This window comes from Microbacterium sp. F01, assembly GCF_056156365.1.
In genome coordinates this window covers 435,356-450,169 of sequence record NZ_CM149592.1, presented here as the reverse complement: position 1 = coordinate 450,169, position 14,814 = coordinate 435,356, and the positions used below count along the sequence as shown (strand labels likewise).

Sequence of the window (14,814 nt, the reverse complement as noted above, 5' to 3'; positions counted from 1 at the left end):
CTGGGCTCGACGCGATCAAGGGGCGGACCTCAGGGAAGATCGACCGGCACGCCGAGAGGCGCCCAGCGCACCCGCTCTCGCACCGGACCGGGGGCGGCGTCGAAGACCGCAGCGGCGGCCTGCTCCTGCTGGGAGAAGTGGCTCCAGCCCTCGACGTGGATGGGCACGGCCACGCCGGGCTGAGCGAGCCCGATGAGCTCGACAGCGTCGTCGGCGTCCATCGTGTACGCGAGCGGCCCGGTGAGCGGGAACTTCACAGCGCCGATGTGCACGAGGGCCACGTCGGGTCGCATGCCCGCCGCCGCACGGCGCAGCCCGCCGTACATCACGGTGTCACCGGTCATCCACAAGCCGGGCCGGGCCGTGCCCCCGAGCGAGAGCGCGAACCCGACGACGGGGCCGACGATCGGGCCCGTGAGGGGAGCACCATGCCGGCACGGAGTCGCCGTCACGACGAGGTCGCGCTTGCCCTCGGCGGTGAGGGTGACGTCGTCTCCGGCATTGAGGCCCCGGGTGTCGGGATGCGCACCCTCCGCCGTCAGCGCCTTCGCTCCGGCGACTGTCGTGAGCACCGTTCGCGCCACGGAGAGCCCTGCCCGACCCGCATCGTCGAGGTTGTCGGCGTGGTGATGGTGGCTCAGCAGCACCACGTCGACCGGGCCGATCTCGTCGAGCGGTACAGCCGGGCCCGTGGTCTTCTGCGACGACGTCCCCAGTGCGAAGGAGTACGTCCGCCCCGGCGGGTCGAACGTCGGGTCCGTGAGGATCCGCCACCCCTCCCATTCGACGAGGGCGGTCGGACCGCCGATCCGTGTGACGCGCATGTCGCCTCCCAGCCCTCTTGCCCGGTTCAGCCCAGGTAGATCCCGGCGTTGTCGATGAATCGGTGACCCGCCACCGAAGCGGCGATGAGTGCCAGTGCCGGACCGCTGCTGCCCTCGTCGACCGGCAGGAACGTGGCCGGGTCGACGACGCTCAGGTACTCCAGCCGGATGCGCGGCTCTCCCATCAGCGCGGACTGCGCTGCGGCGATGCACGCGTCGACGCCGCGATCCGCGTTCGCGGCCGCCGCGTCGAGCGCGGCCGGGAGGAGTGCAGCGGCAGCGAGGTCGCGGTCCTCGAGCATGCCGACCCGTGTCGACACCGGCAGCCCGTCGTCGCCGCGCACGGTCTCGACCGTTGCGACCTCGATGTCGAAGAACAGATCGCGGATCATGCGGCGCACCAGGAACACCCGCTGACGATCGCGGTCACCGTAGACGGCGACGTCGGGGTCGACGAGGTGGAAGAGCTTCGCCTCCACGGTGAGCAGTCCGTCGAAGTAGAACGGTCGCGCGCGCCCCTCGTAGCGAAGGCCGAGATCGCCCGCGGTGACTTTCGTCGTCGCGGAGCCGTCGGGGAGCAGCTCGCTCGCATCGGGGGCGAACACGACCTCGACGCCGAGCGACTCGAGCAGGCGCTCATCCTCGTCGGGCGTCCGGGGATACGCCGCGAACTCCGCCGGCGACGCGAAGCGCAGCGGGTTGACGAACACCGACACGACGACGACGTCGGCGACTTCACGCGCGCGATGGACGAGGTCGATGTGCCCGTCGTGGAGCGAGCCGATGGTGGAGATGAGTGAGATGCGTGCGTCCGGCGCGGCGGCGCGGACCTCGGCGAGCCGAGCCCGCAGCTCGTCGACGGTGCTGATCATCCTTGGATCGTAGCGGGGGGCTCGGCTCCGGGACCGGAGCCCGCCTCCGCCAGCGCGTGGTCGATGGTCGTGTGCGCCAGCGCCGAGAGGAACGACCCCGGCTGCGGCACGCCCGCCTCGGCGAGCAGCGCGGTCGCCTGCTGCACGATCGACCGCGAGAAGTCGCGTGCGGTCGCGATCGCCTCGGCGTACGCGGGCCGGGCCGACTCGTCGACGACGACGGGCTCGCAGCCGAGCTCGACGGCGAGCGCCTGCGCGATCGGCAGGACGGGGGCCGGCGCGGTGACCGCGGCGTACGCGCTCGAGAGCGCCCGCAGGTCCATCGAGGTGCCGCTGAACTCGATCGCGGGGTGCACGGCGAGCGGGATGGCCCCCTTCGCGACCGCGGCGGCCAGGACGCCCGTGCCCCACGCCGGGTCCGTGTGCAGCACGAGCTGCCCCGGCTGCCATGCACCGACCTCTGCCAGGCCGCCGACGAGCCCTTGGAGCTGGTCGTGCGGCACCGCGACGATCACCAGCTCGCTGCGGCGGACGACCTCCGTGGCGTCGAGGACGGGCACGCCGGGCAGGATCGCTTCGACGCGCTCGGGGTCGGAGCCCTGCGTGATCCCCACGAGGGCGTGCCCGGCGCCGCCGAGCGCTGCGCCGAGCACCGGCCCGACGCGGCCGGCGCCGATGATCCCGACACCGAGGCGGCCGTCGCGGCTCACGCGCGGTCCTCCCCCGGCTCGCGAGCGACGGTGTAGCCCGCCGGCGGCGGGGGCACGGATGCTGCCGCCCGAGCCTCTGCGCCGGCAACGGGTGGAGCAGACGCCGCAGCGGCAGGCACGTACGCCTCGGGCTCCGGGGTCACGGCGGCGGCAGCATCCGTCTCATCCTCAGCCCAGCGATGCGTGCGGTCGGCCAGTGCTGCGCGCACCGAACCGCGGGCGACGTCGTCGAACAGCGCGAGCGCGGCGTCGCGGTCGACGGCCGCGAGGAACGGCGACACCGGCCCGGTGACGACGTGTGCGCGCACGTTGGTCACGCGTGTCGCCCGATCGAGAGGGCCCTGGTGCAGCGCGAAGCTCTGCAGGCGTGCGAGTGGCAGGATCACGAGCTTGCGCCACACCACGCCGCGCCGCATCAGGAGAGCGTCCTCCGTGAGGCGGAAGCCGTTGCGGCGGTAGGAGAACGGCCGGATCCACCGCGCGCGCTTCGGCGTGTTCGTGAAGGTGTCGCTCGCGGTCGGTCCGAACATGCCCTCCTGGACGATGAGCGCCCGCTCGTCGTCGGGGAGCGCCGGCTGCAGGAGGCGCAGCACCCGCTCGACGTCCGCCGCGGTGCCGACCGGCAGCACCGTCGTGAACTGGTCGGTCGTGGTGTCGGCGGCGCTGCGGCCGGTGAGGCGGTTGATGCGGATGGTCCACCAGCCGGCGGGGCGCCAGAAGATCCCCTGCGTCACCTCGACGGCGTGCACGCGACCGGGCGGGACGATCTCGGTGATGGTGGTGAAGAGCCCGAACGTGATGCGCACGCCGTCGGGCGTCGGCGCGATCGAGTACCGCAGCGAGCGGACGATCGAGCGCACCCAGTAGGCGCCGAAACCGATGATCGCGGGTACGAAGCCGAACAGCAGCCACGTCACGCCCTGGCTGACGCCGACCACGATCGCGACGATCGCGAACAGCAGTCCCAGCGTCGAGGTGCTGAGGACATGGGATGCGACGAGCCGGCCCAGCGGAATGTGCACGACCGATTCCAGCTCGGCGACGGGGGTCTCGGGCCCCTCGATGAGTCCGGTGATCTCGCGGCCGACGGTCTGGCTGAGGGACGCCACGCGGCCGGGCTTCAGCGGCGCAGCCGGATGGGCGGGACCAGCGGCCATCGCGAGCCTGCGCCCCGACGCGAGGCGCAGGATGTCGGAGCGGACGGCCTCGGCGTTGGCGGTCGAGAGGTACTCCAGCTTGACGTTGGCGTCGGTGCCCGCTCCGACCACCTCGAGCTTGGCCATGCCCAGCAGCCGCGCGATCATCGGCCGCGTGAGGTTGACACCCTGCACGCGGTCGAGCGGCGCACGCCGCTGCGTGCGGAACAGGATGCCGCTGCGCACCTCGACGTCGTCATCCGTGATGCGGAACGTGTGGAAGCGCCACGACGTGTAGAACACCGTGACCAGCACGATGAGCGCCGCGAGGACGGCCAGTGCGGCCAGCACGTAGAGGTTGTTCGCGATGATGAAGTCGACCGGGTCGCCGCCGACCTGCTCCCACTCCACGACCTCGTCTCCCACGCCGGGCGCGAGCCAGGGCAGGAAGATGTACAGCAGGCGGTCGCGCAGGTTCGCGAAGACGATGCCGATGACGACGATGAGGAACAGCCCGCCGCGCAGCAGTGGGGTGAGCGGGTGAAGGCGGTGCCATTCGCCGTCGCTGAGCGGCGACCGCACGAGCTGAGGCGGCGGCGCGCCGGGGCCGGTCGGAGCCGCAGGGGGCGGCCCTTCGACAGGCTCGGGGACCGGGTCCACGGACTCAGGGATCGAGCTCATAGCCCCGTGCGCCGGCTCTCGGCGACCTCGACGAGGTGGTCGCGGAGCGTCTCGGCCGTGGACTGCGCGAGACCCGGGATCACGACGCCGGTCGCGGCGGCGGCGGTCACGAACTTCAGCTGCGCGATGCCGAAGCCGCGGTCGAGCGGACCGTGCGTGATGTCGATGAGCTGCATGCGGCCGTAGGGCACGGCGACGAAGCGCTGCCACAGGATGCCGCGGCGGAACACGAGATCGTCGTCGCGCAGCTGGTACCCGATCGCGCGGGCCTGGCGCGGCAGGATGGCGAGCGTCCACGCGAGGATCACCGTCATGATCCCACCGGGGATCCACGCCCACAGCTGGTGCATCAGCAGCGTGAGCACGAGCGTGGCCGCGATGACGACGAGCAGGAACGAGCCGGTCGAGATCAGCTGCACCGTCACGTACTTCGGCGAGATCTGGTGCCACACCCCGCCCTCGAGAGCCAGGCGGTTCTCGGACCGCGGTTCGACGAGCTTCTCGAACTCCGGGGCGACGTCAGGCGTCGCCGCCGCGTCAGTGACCGTGGATTCGCGGCTCGAGTCCGGGGTCGTCGCCTCCGGGCTGTTCGTCATCGTCGTCCTTCCGGATGGTGCACAGGTGCTCCGCGACCAGACCCGCGGCGACCAGCAGGGCACCGCACACGGTCGTCGCGATGACCGTTCCCAACGAGCCTAGCGAGGGCGTGACGGGCCGGGTCGCAAGGAAGATCCACAGCCCCGCGCCCACGCCGCCGACCGCGGCGCCCACGATGCTCGACGCCTTCGCGAGCATCGCGATGCGCACCGCACGGAACGGGTCGACCTTCGCCTTCGAGGTGCCTCGCGTGGCGCGGCGGATCGGGATGGCGAGCGCGATCACGACCACGCCGAGCAGCACGAGGAGGATCGGCAGCGTCACCGCGGGCGTGAACGTGGGACGCCCCGCCGAGGTCAGCAGCTGATCCACGAGGAACCCCGCCGCGACCCCGAGGACCGCCGCGATGGTCAGCACTCCGGCACCGGTGCGCTTCATCGGTCCTCCGCCCGCAGCCGGCGCAGCGCCTCGTCGACCCGACCGACGCCCGGGAGCACGGCGTCGGGATCGACGGCCAGCCACGGACCGAGCACGAAGTCGCGCCCGGCCGCCCGCGGGTGCGGGAGCAGCAGCCGCGGGTCGTCGCTGACGACGTCGTCGTAGGTGATGAGGTCGAGATCCAGCGTGCGGTCCTCCCAGCCTCCTTCGCGCGCGGAGCGCAGGGTCGACCGCACCCGGCCGTGCCGCAGCTCGATGGAGTGGAGGTACCCGAGCAGCACCGATGGCGCCAGGCGCGTGGTGAGGATCGCGACGGCGTTCAGGTACGCCGGGGCGGAGGCATCCGGTCCGTCGGGCTTCAGCGCGACCGACTCGATCGGCTCCGACACGCGCACCGCGTCGACGAGCGGCACGCGCGCAAGGTCCTTGATCGCGGCGGCCATCGTCTCGGCGCGATCGCCGAGGTTGGCGCCGAGCGCGACGACGGCCTCGACCGCCTCGCGCGGGTGTCGCTCCACGTCGCCCTCGAAGCCCTGGGCCAGTCGCCGGTTCACGACTGGACCGTCCACGACGGATCCGCGGGGCGGCCCCGGCGGATCGTCACCGACACGTCGGAGAACGGGACCGTGATCGGCGCCTGCGGCTTGTGCACCGTGACCGCGGCCATGCGGACGAGGTCGTAAGAGAGGAGATCGTCGGCGATGCGCGCCGCGACACCCTCGATGAGATTCAGCGGCTCGCCGCCGACGAGTTCGACGATGCGCTCGGCGACCTCGCCGTAGTGGACCGTGTCGGCGACGTCGTCGGTGTCGGCCGCCTCGGCGGTGCTGAGGTACAGCGTCACGTCGACCACGAACTCCTGGCCCTCACGGCGCTCGTCCTCGAACACCCCGTGGTACCCGTAGGCGCGCACGCCGGTGAGCGTGATCTCATCCATGAAGTCCATCAGCCCTCCCGGCCGCCCAATCGATCCGCTCCCGTCCAGCGTGCGGCGACCACCAGAGCATCTCGCGTGGCGGCGACATCGTGGACGCGCACCGCCCACACCCCTGCCCGCGCCGCGAGCGCACTCGTCACCGCGGTCGCGAGATCGCGCCGGGCTTCGGAGGCGTCGGCGGGGTCTTCCGCGAGCGCCTCGGCGAGGAACCGCTTGCGGCTCGTCCCGATCAGCACCCGCTGCGCCATCGCGACGAAGCGGTCGAGCCCACGCAGCGTCTCCCAGTTCTGCTCACCGCGTTTGCCGAAACCGATCCCCGGGTCGACGATCACCCGCGAGGGATCGATGCCCGCAGTCTCGGCCGCCTCGACGCGAGCAGTGAGCTCGCGGGCGACCTCGGCCACGACGTCGTCGTAAACGGCGCGCGCGTACATGTCGGCGGAATGGCCGCGCCAGTGCTGCAGCACCACGTCCGCGTCAGTCGCGGCGACGGCCGCCAGCATCGCAGGATCGGCCATGCCGCCCGAGACGTCGTTCACGATCCGTGCGCCCCCCTCGACGGCGGCGACGGCGGTGGAGGCGTTCATGGTGTCGATGCTGACGATGACCCCGACCTGCGCCAACGCCCGCACCACCGGGAGGACCCGCTCCTGCTCGACGTCAGGGCTGACCCGCTCGGCGCCTGGCCGGGTCGACTCGCCGCCGATGTCGAGGATGTCGGCGCCCTGCGCGCACAGCAGGAGCCCGTGCGCGACGGCGGCTTCGGCGTCCACGTATCGTCCGCCGTCGCTGAAGGAATCGGGCGTCACGTTGACGACGCCCATCACGAGGGTCATGAGCGGCCGGCTCCGATCAGCGCGACCAGCTCGGCCCGGGCGGCGGGCTCCGCGAGCTCCCCGCGCGCCGCGATCGTGACGGTCGAGGCATCCGGCTGGCGACCGCCGCGCATCGTCACGCATTCGTGCGACGCGTCGAGCACGACCAGCACCCCGCGGGCATCGAGGGATCCGGCGATCACGTCGGCGATCTGCTCGCCCAGGCGCTCCTGCACCTGAGGCCGCGACGACAGGATGTCGACGACCTTGGGCAGCGCGCCGAGTCCGACGACCTGCTCGCCGGGGAGGTACGCGAGGTGCGCGTGCCCGCGGAAGGGCAGGAGGTGGTGCTCGCACACCGACCGGAAGATGATGTCGCGCAAGATCACCGCACCCGATGGCAGCGTGTCGGGCGCCGGGCCGCGCGAGACCGAGATGGTGTGCGCGAGGGGGGACGCAGCATCCGTCCCCACTCCCGCGAAGAACTCGGCGTACGCGTCGGCGACGCGCTCGGGCGTCTGCTTCAGCCCGGGACGCTCGGGGTCTTCGCCGATCGCCTCGAGCAGTTCGCGTACGAGCGCGGCGACGCGCTCACGATCGACGGCCATAGGCCGAGCCTACGCGGTCGCCGGGCGCGCCTGTCCGGTGGGGCGGCGCTTGGTCGCCTTCTCGGCAGCCGGCAGCTCGTCGGCCTCGACGCTCGCGGCGAGACCGGCCTCGTCGCGGCGCTGCGGCACCTCGACGGGCGGCAGCTCCGAGACGGGACGCTGCTCGCTCGACAGCCACTGCGGGCGCGGCGGGAGGCGCTTGACGTCCTTGAAGATGTCGGCGAGCTCCAGGTGGTCGAGCGTCTCCTTCTCGAGGAGCGCCAGCGCGAGCTTGTCGAGCACATCGCGGTTGTCGTTGATGACCTGGTACGCCTCGTTGTGCGCCTGCTCGATGAGGTCGCGCACCTGGACGTCGACGCGCTCGGCGACGCGCTCCGAGAACTCGCGGCCGTGGCCCATGTCGCGGCCCATGAAGACCTCGCCGGACGACTGGCCGAGCTTGACCGGGCCGATGTCTCCGGTCATGCCGTATTCGGTGACCATCTTGCGGGCGATGCTCGTCGCCTTCTCGATGTCGTTGGAGGCACCCGTCGTCGGGTCGTGGAAGACGATCTCCTCCGCGACGCGCCCTCCCATCGCGTACGTGAGCTGGTCCTGCAGCTCGTTGCGCGTGACGGAGTACTTGTCGTCGAGCGGCAGCACCATCGTGTAGCCGAGGGCCTTGCCGCGCGGGAGGATCGTGACCTTCGTGACGGGGTCGGTGTGGTTCATCGCCGCCGCCGCGAGGGCGTGACCGCCCTCGTGGTACGCGGTGATGAGCTTCTCCTTGTCCTTCATCACGCGCGTGCGCCGCTGCGGGCCGGCGATCACGCGGTCGATGGCCTCGTCGAGGGCGCGGTTGTCGATCAGCTGCGCATTCGAGCGCGCGGTGAGCAGCGCGGCCTCGTTCAGCACGTTGGCGAGGTCGGCACCGGTGAAGCCGGGGGTCTTGCGGGCGACGACTTCGAGGTCGACGCCGTCGGCCAGCGGCTTGCCGCGACCGTGCACCTCGAGGATCTTCGTGCGGCCCTTGAGGTCGGGGGCGTCGACGCCGATCTGGCGGTCGAAGCGGCCGGGACGCAGCAGTGCCGGGTCGAGGATGTCGGGACGGTTGGTCGCCGCGATCACGATCACATTCGCCTTGGGGTCGAAGCCGTCCATCTCGACGAGCATCTGGTTGAGCGTCTGCTCGCGCTCGTCGTGACCGCCGCCCATGCCGGCGCCGCGGTGTCGCCCGACCGCGTCGATCTCGTCGATGAAGATGATGGCGGGGGCGCTCTCCTTGGCCTGGTTGAAGAGGTCGCGCACGCGGCTCGCGCCGACGCCGACGAACATCTCCACGAAGTCCGAGCCCGAGATCGAGTAGAACGGCACGCCGGCCTCACCGGCGACGGCACGGGCGAGGAGAGTCTTGCCTGTTCCGGGAGGGCCGTACAGCAGCACGCCCTTCGGGATGCGGGCGCCGACCGCCTGGAACTTCGACGGGTCCTTCAGGAAGTCCTTGATCTCTTCGAGCTCTTCGATCGCCTCGTCGGAGCCCGCGACGTCCTGGAAGGTGACCTGCGGCATCTCCTTCGTCACGAGCTTCGCGCGCGACTTGCCGAACTGCATGACCTTGCTGCCGCCGCCCTGGGCGCTGGACAGCAGGAACCAGAACAGCAGACCGAGCAGCAGGATCGGCAGGAGGAGCGAGATGAAGCCGTCGAACCACGTCGCGCGCGGGACGGCGTCGTTGAAGCCGTCCTTCGGGTTCGCCTCGTTGACCGCGTCGACGACCTCGGCGGCACGCGCCGAGACGTAATAGAACTGCACGTCGGTGGCGCCGTCGTACTCTTTCGAGAGCTTCATGTCGACGCGCTGATCGCCGTCGGTGTTGACGACCTCGGTGACCGTGTCGCCCGAGAGCAGCTCGAGACCCTCCTGCGTCGAGATCTGCTTCGCGCCGCCCAGGCTCGAGATGAGCGAGAACCCCACGATGAGGAAGACCCCGATCAGCAGGACGTAGAAGAGCGGGTTGCGGGTGATCTTCTTGAAGTCCATGGCGCGGGCGCGAGCCCGACCCCTTTCGTCGACGTGCCGCCGCGGACGGGAAAACCCCCGTCGACGGTTGAATCAGGGTATCGCGCGATTCCTAGGCGCCGTCTGTGCATTCGCCCCGGGCGTAATCACAGTCCGCCCGGGACCGTTCAGCTGTAGACGTGGGGCGCGAGCACCGCGACGTCCCGCAGGTTGCGGTACTTCTCCGCGTAGTCCAGGCCGTAGCCGACGACGAACTCCGTCGGGATGTCGAAGCCGACGTACCGGCAGTGCACCTCGACCTTGGCGGCCTCGGGCTTGCGCAGCAGCGCGAAGACCTCGACGGATGCCGCGCCACGGGCCGCGAAGTTCTCCAGCAGCCAGCTGAGGGTCAGACCCGAGTCGATGATGTCCTCGACGATGAGCACGTGCTTGCCGAGGATGTCGGTGTCGAGGTCCTTGCGGATCTGGACGACGCCGCTGGACTTGGTGCCGGCGCCGTACGACGAGACGGCCATCCAGTCCATCGTCACGTGCTTCTCGAGCGCCCGCGAGAAGTCGGCCATGACCATGACCGCGCCCTTGAGGACTCCCACGAGCAGGAGGTCTTCGTCGGCGTAGTCGTCGGCGACCTGCGCCGCGATCTCGTCGAGCTTGGCTCGGATCTCCTCCTCGGTGACGAGGACTTCGGTGATGTCGCTGGAAACGTCGGCCGCGCGCATGCGACGAGTCTAGAGGGGCCGCCTCAGCGTGCGGTGAACTCGATGCGTCCGCCGACGCGGCGGGCGCGGCAGGCGGGAAGGTCGATGGGTCCCTGACCCGACCAGTCCGTGACGAGCCGCGCAACCTCGAGCGTCTGCGTCCGCGTGAGGCTCTCGTGGAACTCGCTGGCCACGACGTGCCGGATGATGCGGTGGCGCAGGGCCGCCGGATTGGCGGCGAGGGCGGCCGTGGACACCGAGATGCCCGCCTCGGCGTGCTCGACGATGTCTTCGATCGTCTCGTCGATCATCTCGTCGAAGGCTTCGGCGTCTTCCCGCAGCTGGGCGGCTGTGCGGGCGAGCGCTTCGGCGATGCCCGGGCCGAGCTCGGTCTCGAGCACCGGCAGCACCGATTCGCGCACCCGCACGCGCGCGAACCGGTGATCGGCGTTGTGCGGATCGTCCCACGGTGCAAGGCCCTCGGCCGCGCATGCGGCGCTGGTGGTGGCTCGCCGCACCGCGAGCAGCGGGCGCAGCAAAGGGACACCCTCGAGAACGGATGCCTCGGCCATGCCCTGCAGGCTGGTGGAACCCGCGCCGCGGGCGAGGCCGAGAAGAACGGTCTCGGCTTGGTCGTCGAGGGTGTGGCCGGTGAGGATCGCTGCAGCGCCGGTCGATCGGGCACCCTCGGCGAGCGCGCGGTAGCGTGCGTCGCGTGCGGCGGCCTCGGGACCGCCCGCTGCGCCGACCTCGACGCGCGCGACGCGGGCCTCGAGTCCGAGCGCCTCGGCCTGAGCTGCGGCGGTGGCGGCAGCATCCGTCGATCCGTCCTGAAGGCCGTGGTCGACGGTGAGCGACGCCGCGCGGAGGCCCAGCTTCGGCGCCTCGAAGGCCGTCGCCGCCGCGAGCGCGAGCGAGTCCGCACCGCCCGACAGCGCGACGACGACGGTGCCGCCCGGCGCCAGGCCGGTGAGCGCGCGGCGCACGGCGAGCCGCACCTCGGCGACAGCGGGGTCGAGTCCGGGTCTGCGCTCCTCCACCTGCCCACCGTACCCGCGACGCGCCGTACCGTTCTCAGGATCGATGGGCACATTCCGGTCGATGCCCCGGCGTGTCGCGTCCGTCGGGCACCACCCATCCTGAGTTAGTGCCCGGTGAACGCCCGAACTAGGCTGGTCGCGGCAATCCACAGTCTTCGAAGGAGCACCACTATGGGCGCGTACGACGCCGTCATCGAGATCCCGCGCGGCAGCCGCGTGAAGTACGAGGTCGACCACGGCACCGGCCGCGTGTTCCTCGACCGCATCCTCTACACGCCCATGGGCTACCCCACCAACTACGGGTTCTTCGAGAACACCCTCGGTGAGGACGGCGACCCGCTCGACGTGCTCGTGATCCTCGACGTGGACCTCGCCCCCGGCATCCTCGCGAGCGTCCGCCCCGTGGGCGTCCTCAAGATGAGCGACGAGGCCGGCGGCGACGACAAGGTCGTGGCCGTGCTCGCCAAGGACCCGCGCTGGGCGCACATCCAGGACGTCGCCGACATCTCCGAGTACCTGCAGAAGGAGATCACGCACTTCTTCGAGCACTACAAGGACCTCGAGCCCAACAAGTGGGTCAAGGTCGACGAGTGGGCGAACGCGGCCGAGGCCGAGCGTCTGGTCGGCGAGGCCTTCGACCGCTTCAAGGAGCACGAGGGCGAGACCCGCACGCAGGGTGAGGGCGTCGCGCCGAGCACGCTCTGACCTGTCGTCTCATGCGAGAACCGGATGCCGCGGCATCCGGTTCTCGTCGTTTCAGGCGTGTTGTCGGTCAGACCGAGATGCCGCGCGCCGCCATGAAGTTGATGGGGTTGGTCGTCCCGCCGTTGACGTAGGTCTCGAAGTGGAGGTGGCAGCCGAACGAGTTGCCGGTGTTGCCCTCGCTCGCGATGAGCTGGCCGGCGCTGACCCACTGGCCGACGCCCACGAAGATGCCGCCGGTGCGGATGTGCCCGTAGCCGGTGCCGATGCCGCCGCCGTGGTCGATCTTGATGTAGTTGCCGTATCCGCCGTTCCAGCCGGCGTAGACGACGCGACCCGCCGAAGCGGCGTAGATTCCCGAGCTGCAGCCGGCCGCGAGGTCGACGCCATAGTGGAAGCCGCTGGAGCAATAGCTGTTGCCGCACTGCACGGTGCGGGGGCCGTAGCCGGAGCTGCGCCAGCCGGACGAGGGACGTGCCCAGCCCGAGCCGACGACGGCTCCTCCGCCGCCGCTGCCGCCTCCGCCGCCACCTCCACCGCCGCCCTGGTTCTGTTGGGCGAGGCGCTCGGCCTCGGCTCGTGCCGCTGCGGCCGCGGCCTCGCGGGCGAGGCGCTCCTGCTCCTTGCGGATGCGCTCGCCCTCCTCGTACTGGGCGACAGTCGCGGCGGTGGTGTCCTGAAGGGCCGCGAGCTGCGCCTCGAGCTCGCCCCGCTTGGCATTCTGCGCGTCGAGGGCGGCCTGCGCCTCGTCGGCGGCCCGCTGCGCGGCGACCATCTTCTCTTCGGCGATCTTCTGCAGCCGGTCGCGCTCGGCGCGCTGCACGGCCGCCTGGTCGCTCAGGCTCTGCGCCGAGTCGCGCGCCGTGACGGCCTGGGCGTAGACGTCCTGGTTGCGCTGGACGAGCTTGTCCATCGTGCCCAGGCGCGCGAGAAGGTCATCGGCGCCGGCGGCCGAGCCTGCGAAGAACAGCTCGAGCGACGTGTCGTCGCCGCCGTTGCGATACAGCTGCGCGGCCACGCGGCCGGCCTTGTTCGCGGCGTCGAGCGCGGCGGCGCCCTGCTCGTCGGCCTGCTGCTGCAGTTGGTCGGCACGAAGGGCCGCGTCAAAATATTCCTGCTGCGCGACGTAGAACTCGTCGGCCATCTGCTGCGCGACCTGCTGCTTCGCGGCGACATCGGCCTCGAGCCCCGCGATCAGCTCTTGGATCTTGGTGATCTCGGCGGCCTTCGCCGCCTCGTTGTTCTTCGCGGCGACGACGTCGTCCCACGACGGGTAGTCTGCGGCGAACGCGGGAGCGACCAGCGGCCCGAGCGTCCCGCCGGCGGCGCCGAGCGCCGCGACGCCGAGGATGCCGAGCCCGAGAGCCGTGCGCCGGTTCATCGAGGGCCAGAGGCGTCGCTGCTCGCGGGCGGACGGAGCGCACCCGCAGTCGACCGAGGTGTCGTCGGACACGGCCTGATCAGTGACGTTTTCGGGCTGCACCGGGTCCCTCCCTCGCGGCGTCAACTCGTTTCACACTAGCAACATCAGTAACATGTGCAACCCCCCAGAGGTGCACGGCGACCGCCGCCTCGGGAAGCGGTCACCCGGTCAGTGTGCGCCTCCGCAGGGCGTTGCACAAGGGCGGCGCGCGCTCGATTCGCGTTTTCGCCACGAGTTACGTATGCTTGGTCCTCGGCAGTGAGCCCCAAAGGTTCACCCGGCCCCATCGTTTAGCGGCCTAGGACGCCGCCCTTTCACGGCGGTAGCACGGGTTCGAATCCCGTTGGGGTCACTCCACAATTCAATAAGCATGGCCCTGTAGCGCAGTTGGTTAGCGTGCCGCCCTGTCACGGCGGAGGTCGCGGGTTCAAGTCCCGTCAGGGTCGCTCCGAGCGACGGGCCCTTTTTTCGAAGAGGGCCTTTCGTCTAGGACGCGGCAGGTCTTGTATACGAGATGCCGCGAGGCTCTGTAGCTCAGTTGGTAGAGCGTTCGACTGAAAATCGAAAGGTCACCGGATCGATGCCGGTCGGAGCCACAAGGGTGATCGTTACAGTCACCCCAGGAACCCCCGCGTAGCTTCTACATCGCGGGGGTTTCGTTTTTCCTCAACCCTTCACCCGGTACCCCAGGTAGACGAACCCGTTCGCGAAGCGGCGCTCGTCGAACAGCTCCAGGTCGAGCTTCAGACCCTCGTCGAGGAAACGGATGCCGCCGCCCACCACCACCGGACACACGACGACGTGCACCTCGTCGAGGACGCCGGCCCGCGCCGCCACCGAAGCCAGCTGACCGCCGCCGATCGCGAGAGGCGCGGCCGAGGCATCCTTGAGCCGCCGAGCTTCGTCCGCGTCGAACGTGTCGCGCAGCTCGGTGCGCTGGGTCGTGACCGCCCCAAGGCGGCGCGAGTAGACGACCTTGTCGATGTCGCGCCACTGCAACGCGAACTCGCGCTCGGCTGCCGACAGATCGTCGAGCGGGATGGAGTCCCACACCTTCATCACGTCGTACACCTTTCGCCCGTAGAGGTGCGTACGCGCGGGGGCGAGCAGCCGGTTCACGAAGGAGTGCACCTCGGCGTCGGGTGTCGCCCACGTCCAGCGGCCGTCGGGTCCGGCGATGTACCCGTCGAGCGAAGCGGAGTTGAAGTAGATCAGTGAGCCCACGGTCGGCACGGTACCCGGCTCCTGCGCCGCGGACCAGCCTGTGCCAGTGGATCCCCAGCAACAGCACTTGCGCGGAGGACGGATGCTGCGGCTATTGTTTCTCGATAGCTT

General features: G+C 70.6%; 16 protein-coding genes and 3 tRNA genes. 4 read left to right on the top strand and 15 right to left on the bottom strand.

The window, feature by feature from the left end; genetic code table 11:
* Positions 1-29 precede the first annotated feature (29 nt).
* The 13 genes from ACVN90_RS01980 to tilS all read right to left on the bottom strand — a co-directional run bounded on the left by ACVN90_RS01980 (position 30) and on the right by tilS (position 11,354).
* Positions 30-824, bottom strand: a complete 795-nt coding sequence (locus ACVN90_RS01980; protein WP_475100508.1) for an MBL fold metallo-hydrolase — start codon at positions 822-824, stop codon at positions 30-32.
* A 26-nt stretch (positions 825-850) separates the two neighbouring features.
* Positions 851-1,696, bottom strand: a complete 846-nt coding sequence (gene panC / locus ACVN90_RS01975) for a pantoate--beta-alanine ligase (protein ID WP_475100507.1) — start codon at positions 1,694-1,696, stop codon at positions 851-853.
* Complete coding sequence (locus ACVN90_RS01970; RefSeq protein ID WP_475100506.1) at positions 1,693-2,406, bottom strand: DUF2520 domain-containing protein; 714 nt, start codon at positions 2,404-2,406, stop codon at positions 1,693-1,695. Before ACVN90_RS01970 ends, panC begins: the two co-directional genes overlap by 4 nt.
* Entirely contained in the window at positions 2,403-4,223 is a 1,821-nt protein-coding gene (locus ACVN90_RS01965) for a PH domain-containing protein (RefSeq protein ID WP_475100505.1), read from the bottom strand. Before ACVN90_RS01965 ends, ACVN90_RS01970 begins: the two co-directional genes overlap by 4 nt.
* On the bottom strand, positions 4,220-4,819 hold the full coding sequence (locus ACVN90_RS01960) for a PH domain-containing protein (protein ID WP_475100504.1): 600 nt from the start codon (positions 4,817-4,819) through the stop codon (positions 4,220-4,222). The genes ACVN90_RS01965 and ACVN90_RS01960 overlap by 4 nt, the downstream gene beginning before the upstream one ends.
* Complete coding sequence (locus tag ACVN90_RS01955) at positions 4,761-5,258, bottom strand: DUF3180 domain-containing protein (RefSeq protein WP_475100503.1); 498 nt, start codon at positions 5,256-5,258, stop codon at positions 4,761-4,763. Before ACVN90_RS01955 ends, ACVN90_RS01960 begins: the two co-directional genes overlap by 59 nt.
* Positions 5,255-5,812, bottom strand: coding sequence for a 2-amino-4-hydroxy-6-hydroxymethyldihydropteridine diphosphokinase (gene folK, locus ACVN90_RS01950; RefSeq protein WP_475100502.1), 558 nt, complete (start codon positions 5,810-5,812; stop codon positions 5,255-5,257). The genes ACVN90_RS01955 and folK overlap by 4 nt, the downstream gene beginning before the upstream one ends.
* Positions 5,809-6,204 (bottom strand): dihydroneopterin aldolase, encoded by a 396-nt coding sequence (folB, locus tag ACVN90_RS01945; RefSeq protein WP_475100501.1) that lies wholly within the window; start codon positions 6,202-6,204, stop codon positions 5,809-5,811. The genes folK and folB overlap by 4 nt, the downstream gene beginning before the upstream one ends.
* Positions 6,204-7,031: a dihydropteroate synthase gene (folP, locus tag ACVN90_RS01940; protein WP_475100500.1), complete on the bottom strand. Its 828-nt coding sequence runs from the start codon at positions 7,029-7,031 to the stop codon at positions 6,204-6,206. Before folP ends, folB begins: the two co-directional genes overlap by 1 nt.
* Positions 7,028-7,618 carry a GTP cyclohydrolase I gene (folE, locus tag ACVN90_RS01935; protein ID WP_475100499.1) on the bottom strand — a complete coding sequence of 197 codons (591 nt, stop codon included), beginning with the start codon at positions 7,616-7,618 and terminating at the stop codon, positions 7,028-7,030. Before folE ends, folP begins: the two co-directional genes overlap by 4 nt.
* 9 nt (positions 7,619-7,627) lie before the next feature.
* A complete protein-coding gene (gene ftsH / locus ACVN90_RS01930) occupies positions 7,628-9,637 on the bottom strand; it encodes an ATP-dependent zinc metalloprotease FtsH (protein ID WP_475100498.1) in 2,010 nt (669 codons plus the stop codon).
* A gap of 146 nt (positions 9,638-9,783) precedes the next feature.
* Positions 9,784-10,335, bottom strand: a complete 552-nt coding sequence (gene hpt / locus ACVN90_RS01925; RefSeq protein ID WP_475100497.1) for a hypoxanthine phosphoribosyltransferase — start codon at positions 10,333-10,335, stop codon at positions 9,784-9,786.
* 23 nt (positions 10,336-10,358) lie between these two features.
* On the bottom strand, positions 10,359-11,354 hold the full coding sequence (gene tilS, locus ACVN90_RS01920) for a tRNA lysidine(34) synthetase TilS (RefSeq protein WP_475100495.1): 996 nt from the start codon (positions 11,352-11,354) through the stop codon (positions 10,359-10,361).
* A 171-nt stretch (positions 11,355-11,525) separates the two neighbouring features.
* On the opposite strand from tilS, the gene ppa reads away from it, so the two are divergent.
* Positions 11,526-12,059 (top strand): inorganic diphosphatase, encoded by a 534-nt coding sequence (ppa, locus tag ACVN90_RS01915; protein ID WP_475100494.1) that lies wholly within the window; start codon positions 11,526-11,528, stop codon positions 12,057-12,059.
* 67 nt (positions 12,060-12,126) lie between these two features.
* On the opposite strand, the gene ACVN90_RS01910 is transcribed toward ppa, so the two are convergent.
* On the bottom strand, positions 12,127-13,509 hold the full coding sequence (locus ACVN90_RS01910; protein WP_475100493.1) for a M23 family metallopeptidase: 1,383 nt from the start codon (positions 13,507-13,509) through the stop codon (positions 12,127-12,129).
* 249 nt (positions 13,510-13,758) lie between these two features.
* On the opposite strand from ACVN90_RS01910, the gene ACVN90_RS01905 reads away from it, so the two are divergent.
* The 3 genes from ACVN90_RS01905 to ACVN90_RS01895 all read left to right on the top strand — a co-directional run bounded on the left by ACVN90_RS01905 (position 13,759) and on the right by ACVN90_RS01895 (position 14,075).
* Positions 13,759-13,831: transfer RNA gene (locus tag ACVN90_RS01905), tRNA-Glu, on the top strand.
* A 20-nt stretch (positions 13,832-13,851) separates the two neighbouring features.
* Positions 13,852-13,925: transfer RNA gene (locus ACVN90_RS01900), tRNA-Asp, on the top strand.
* Between the two features lie 77 nt (positions 13,926-14,002).
* A tRNA-Phe gene (locus ACVN90_RS01895) sits at positions 14,003-14,075 on the top strand.
* A gap of 70 nt (positions 14,076-14,145) precedes the next feature.
* Here the strand turns inward: ACVN90_RS01895 and ACVN90_RS01890 are convergent.
* Positions 14,146-14,703: a dihydrofolate reductase family protein gene (locus ACVN90_RS01890; RefSeq protein ID WP_475100492.1), complete on the bottom strand. Its 558-nt coding sequence runs from the start codon at positions 14,701-14,703 to the stop codon at positions 14,146-14,148.
* Between the last annotated feature and the right edge of the window lie 111 nt (positions 14,704-14,814).

What these genes read in the sequence shown, in the direction of transcription:
- ACVN90_RS01955 (WP_475100503.1), bottom strand. Translation starts at nt 5,258, where the DNA reads ATGAAGCGCACCGGTGCCGGAGTGCTGACCATCGCGGCGGTCCTCGGG.
- ACVN90_RS01960 (WP_475100504.1), bottom strand. Translation starts at nt 4,819, where the DNA reads ATGACGAACAGCCCGGAGGCGACGACCCCGGACTCGAGCCGCGAATCC.
- folE (WP_475100499.1), bottom strand. Translation starts at nt 7,618, where the DNA reads ATGGCCGTCGATCGTGAGCGCGTCGCCGCGCTCGTACGCGAACTGCTC.
- folB (WP_475100501.1), bottom strand. Translation starts at nt 6,204, where the DNA reads ATGGACTTCATGGATGAGATCACGCTCACCGGCGTGCGCGCCTACGGG.
- folP (WP_475100500.1), bottom strand. Translation starts at nt 7,031, where the DNA reads ATGACCCTCGTGATGGGCGTCGTCAACGTGACGCCCGATTCCTTCAGC.
- panC (WP_475100507.1), bottom strand. Translation starts at nt 1,696, where the DNA reads ATGATCAGCACCGTCGACGAGCTGCGGGCTCGGCTCGCCGAGGTCCGC.
- hpt (WP_475100497.1), bottom strand. Translation starts at nt 10,335, where the DNA reads ATGCGCGCGGCCGACGTTTCCAGCGACATCACCGAAGTCCTCGTCACC.
- ACVN90_RS01965 (WP_475100505.1), bottom strand. Translation starts at nt 4,223, where the DNA reads ATGAGCTCGATCCCTGAGTCCGTGGACCCGGTCCCCGAGCCTGTCGAA.
- ACVN90_RS01980 (WP_475100508.1), bottom strand. Translation starts at nt 824, where the DNA reads ATGCGCGTCACACGGATCGGCGGTCCGACCGCCCTCGTCGAATGGGAG.
- ftsH (WP_475100498.1), bottom strand. Translation starts at nt 9,637, where the DNA reads ATGGACTTCAAGAAGATCACCCGCAACCCGCTCTTCTACGTCCTGCTG.
- ppa (WP_475100494.1), top strand. Translation starts at nt 11,526, where the DNA reads ATGGGCGCGTACGACGCCGTCATCGAGATCCCGCGCGGCAGCCGCGTG.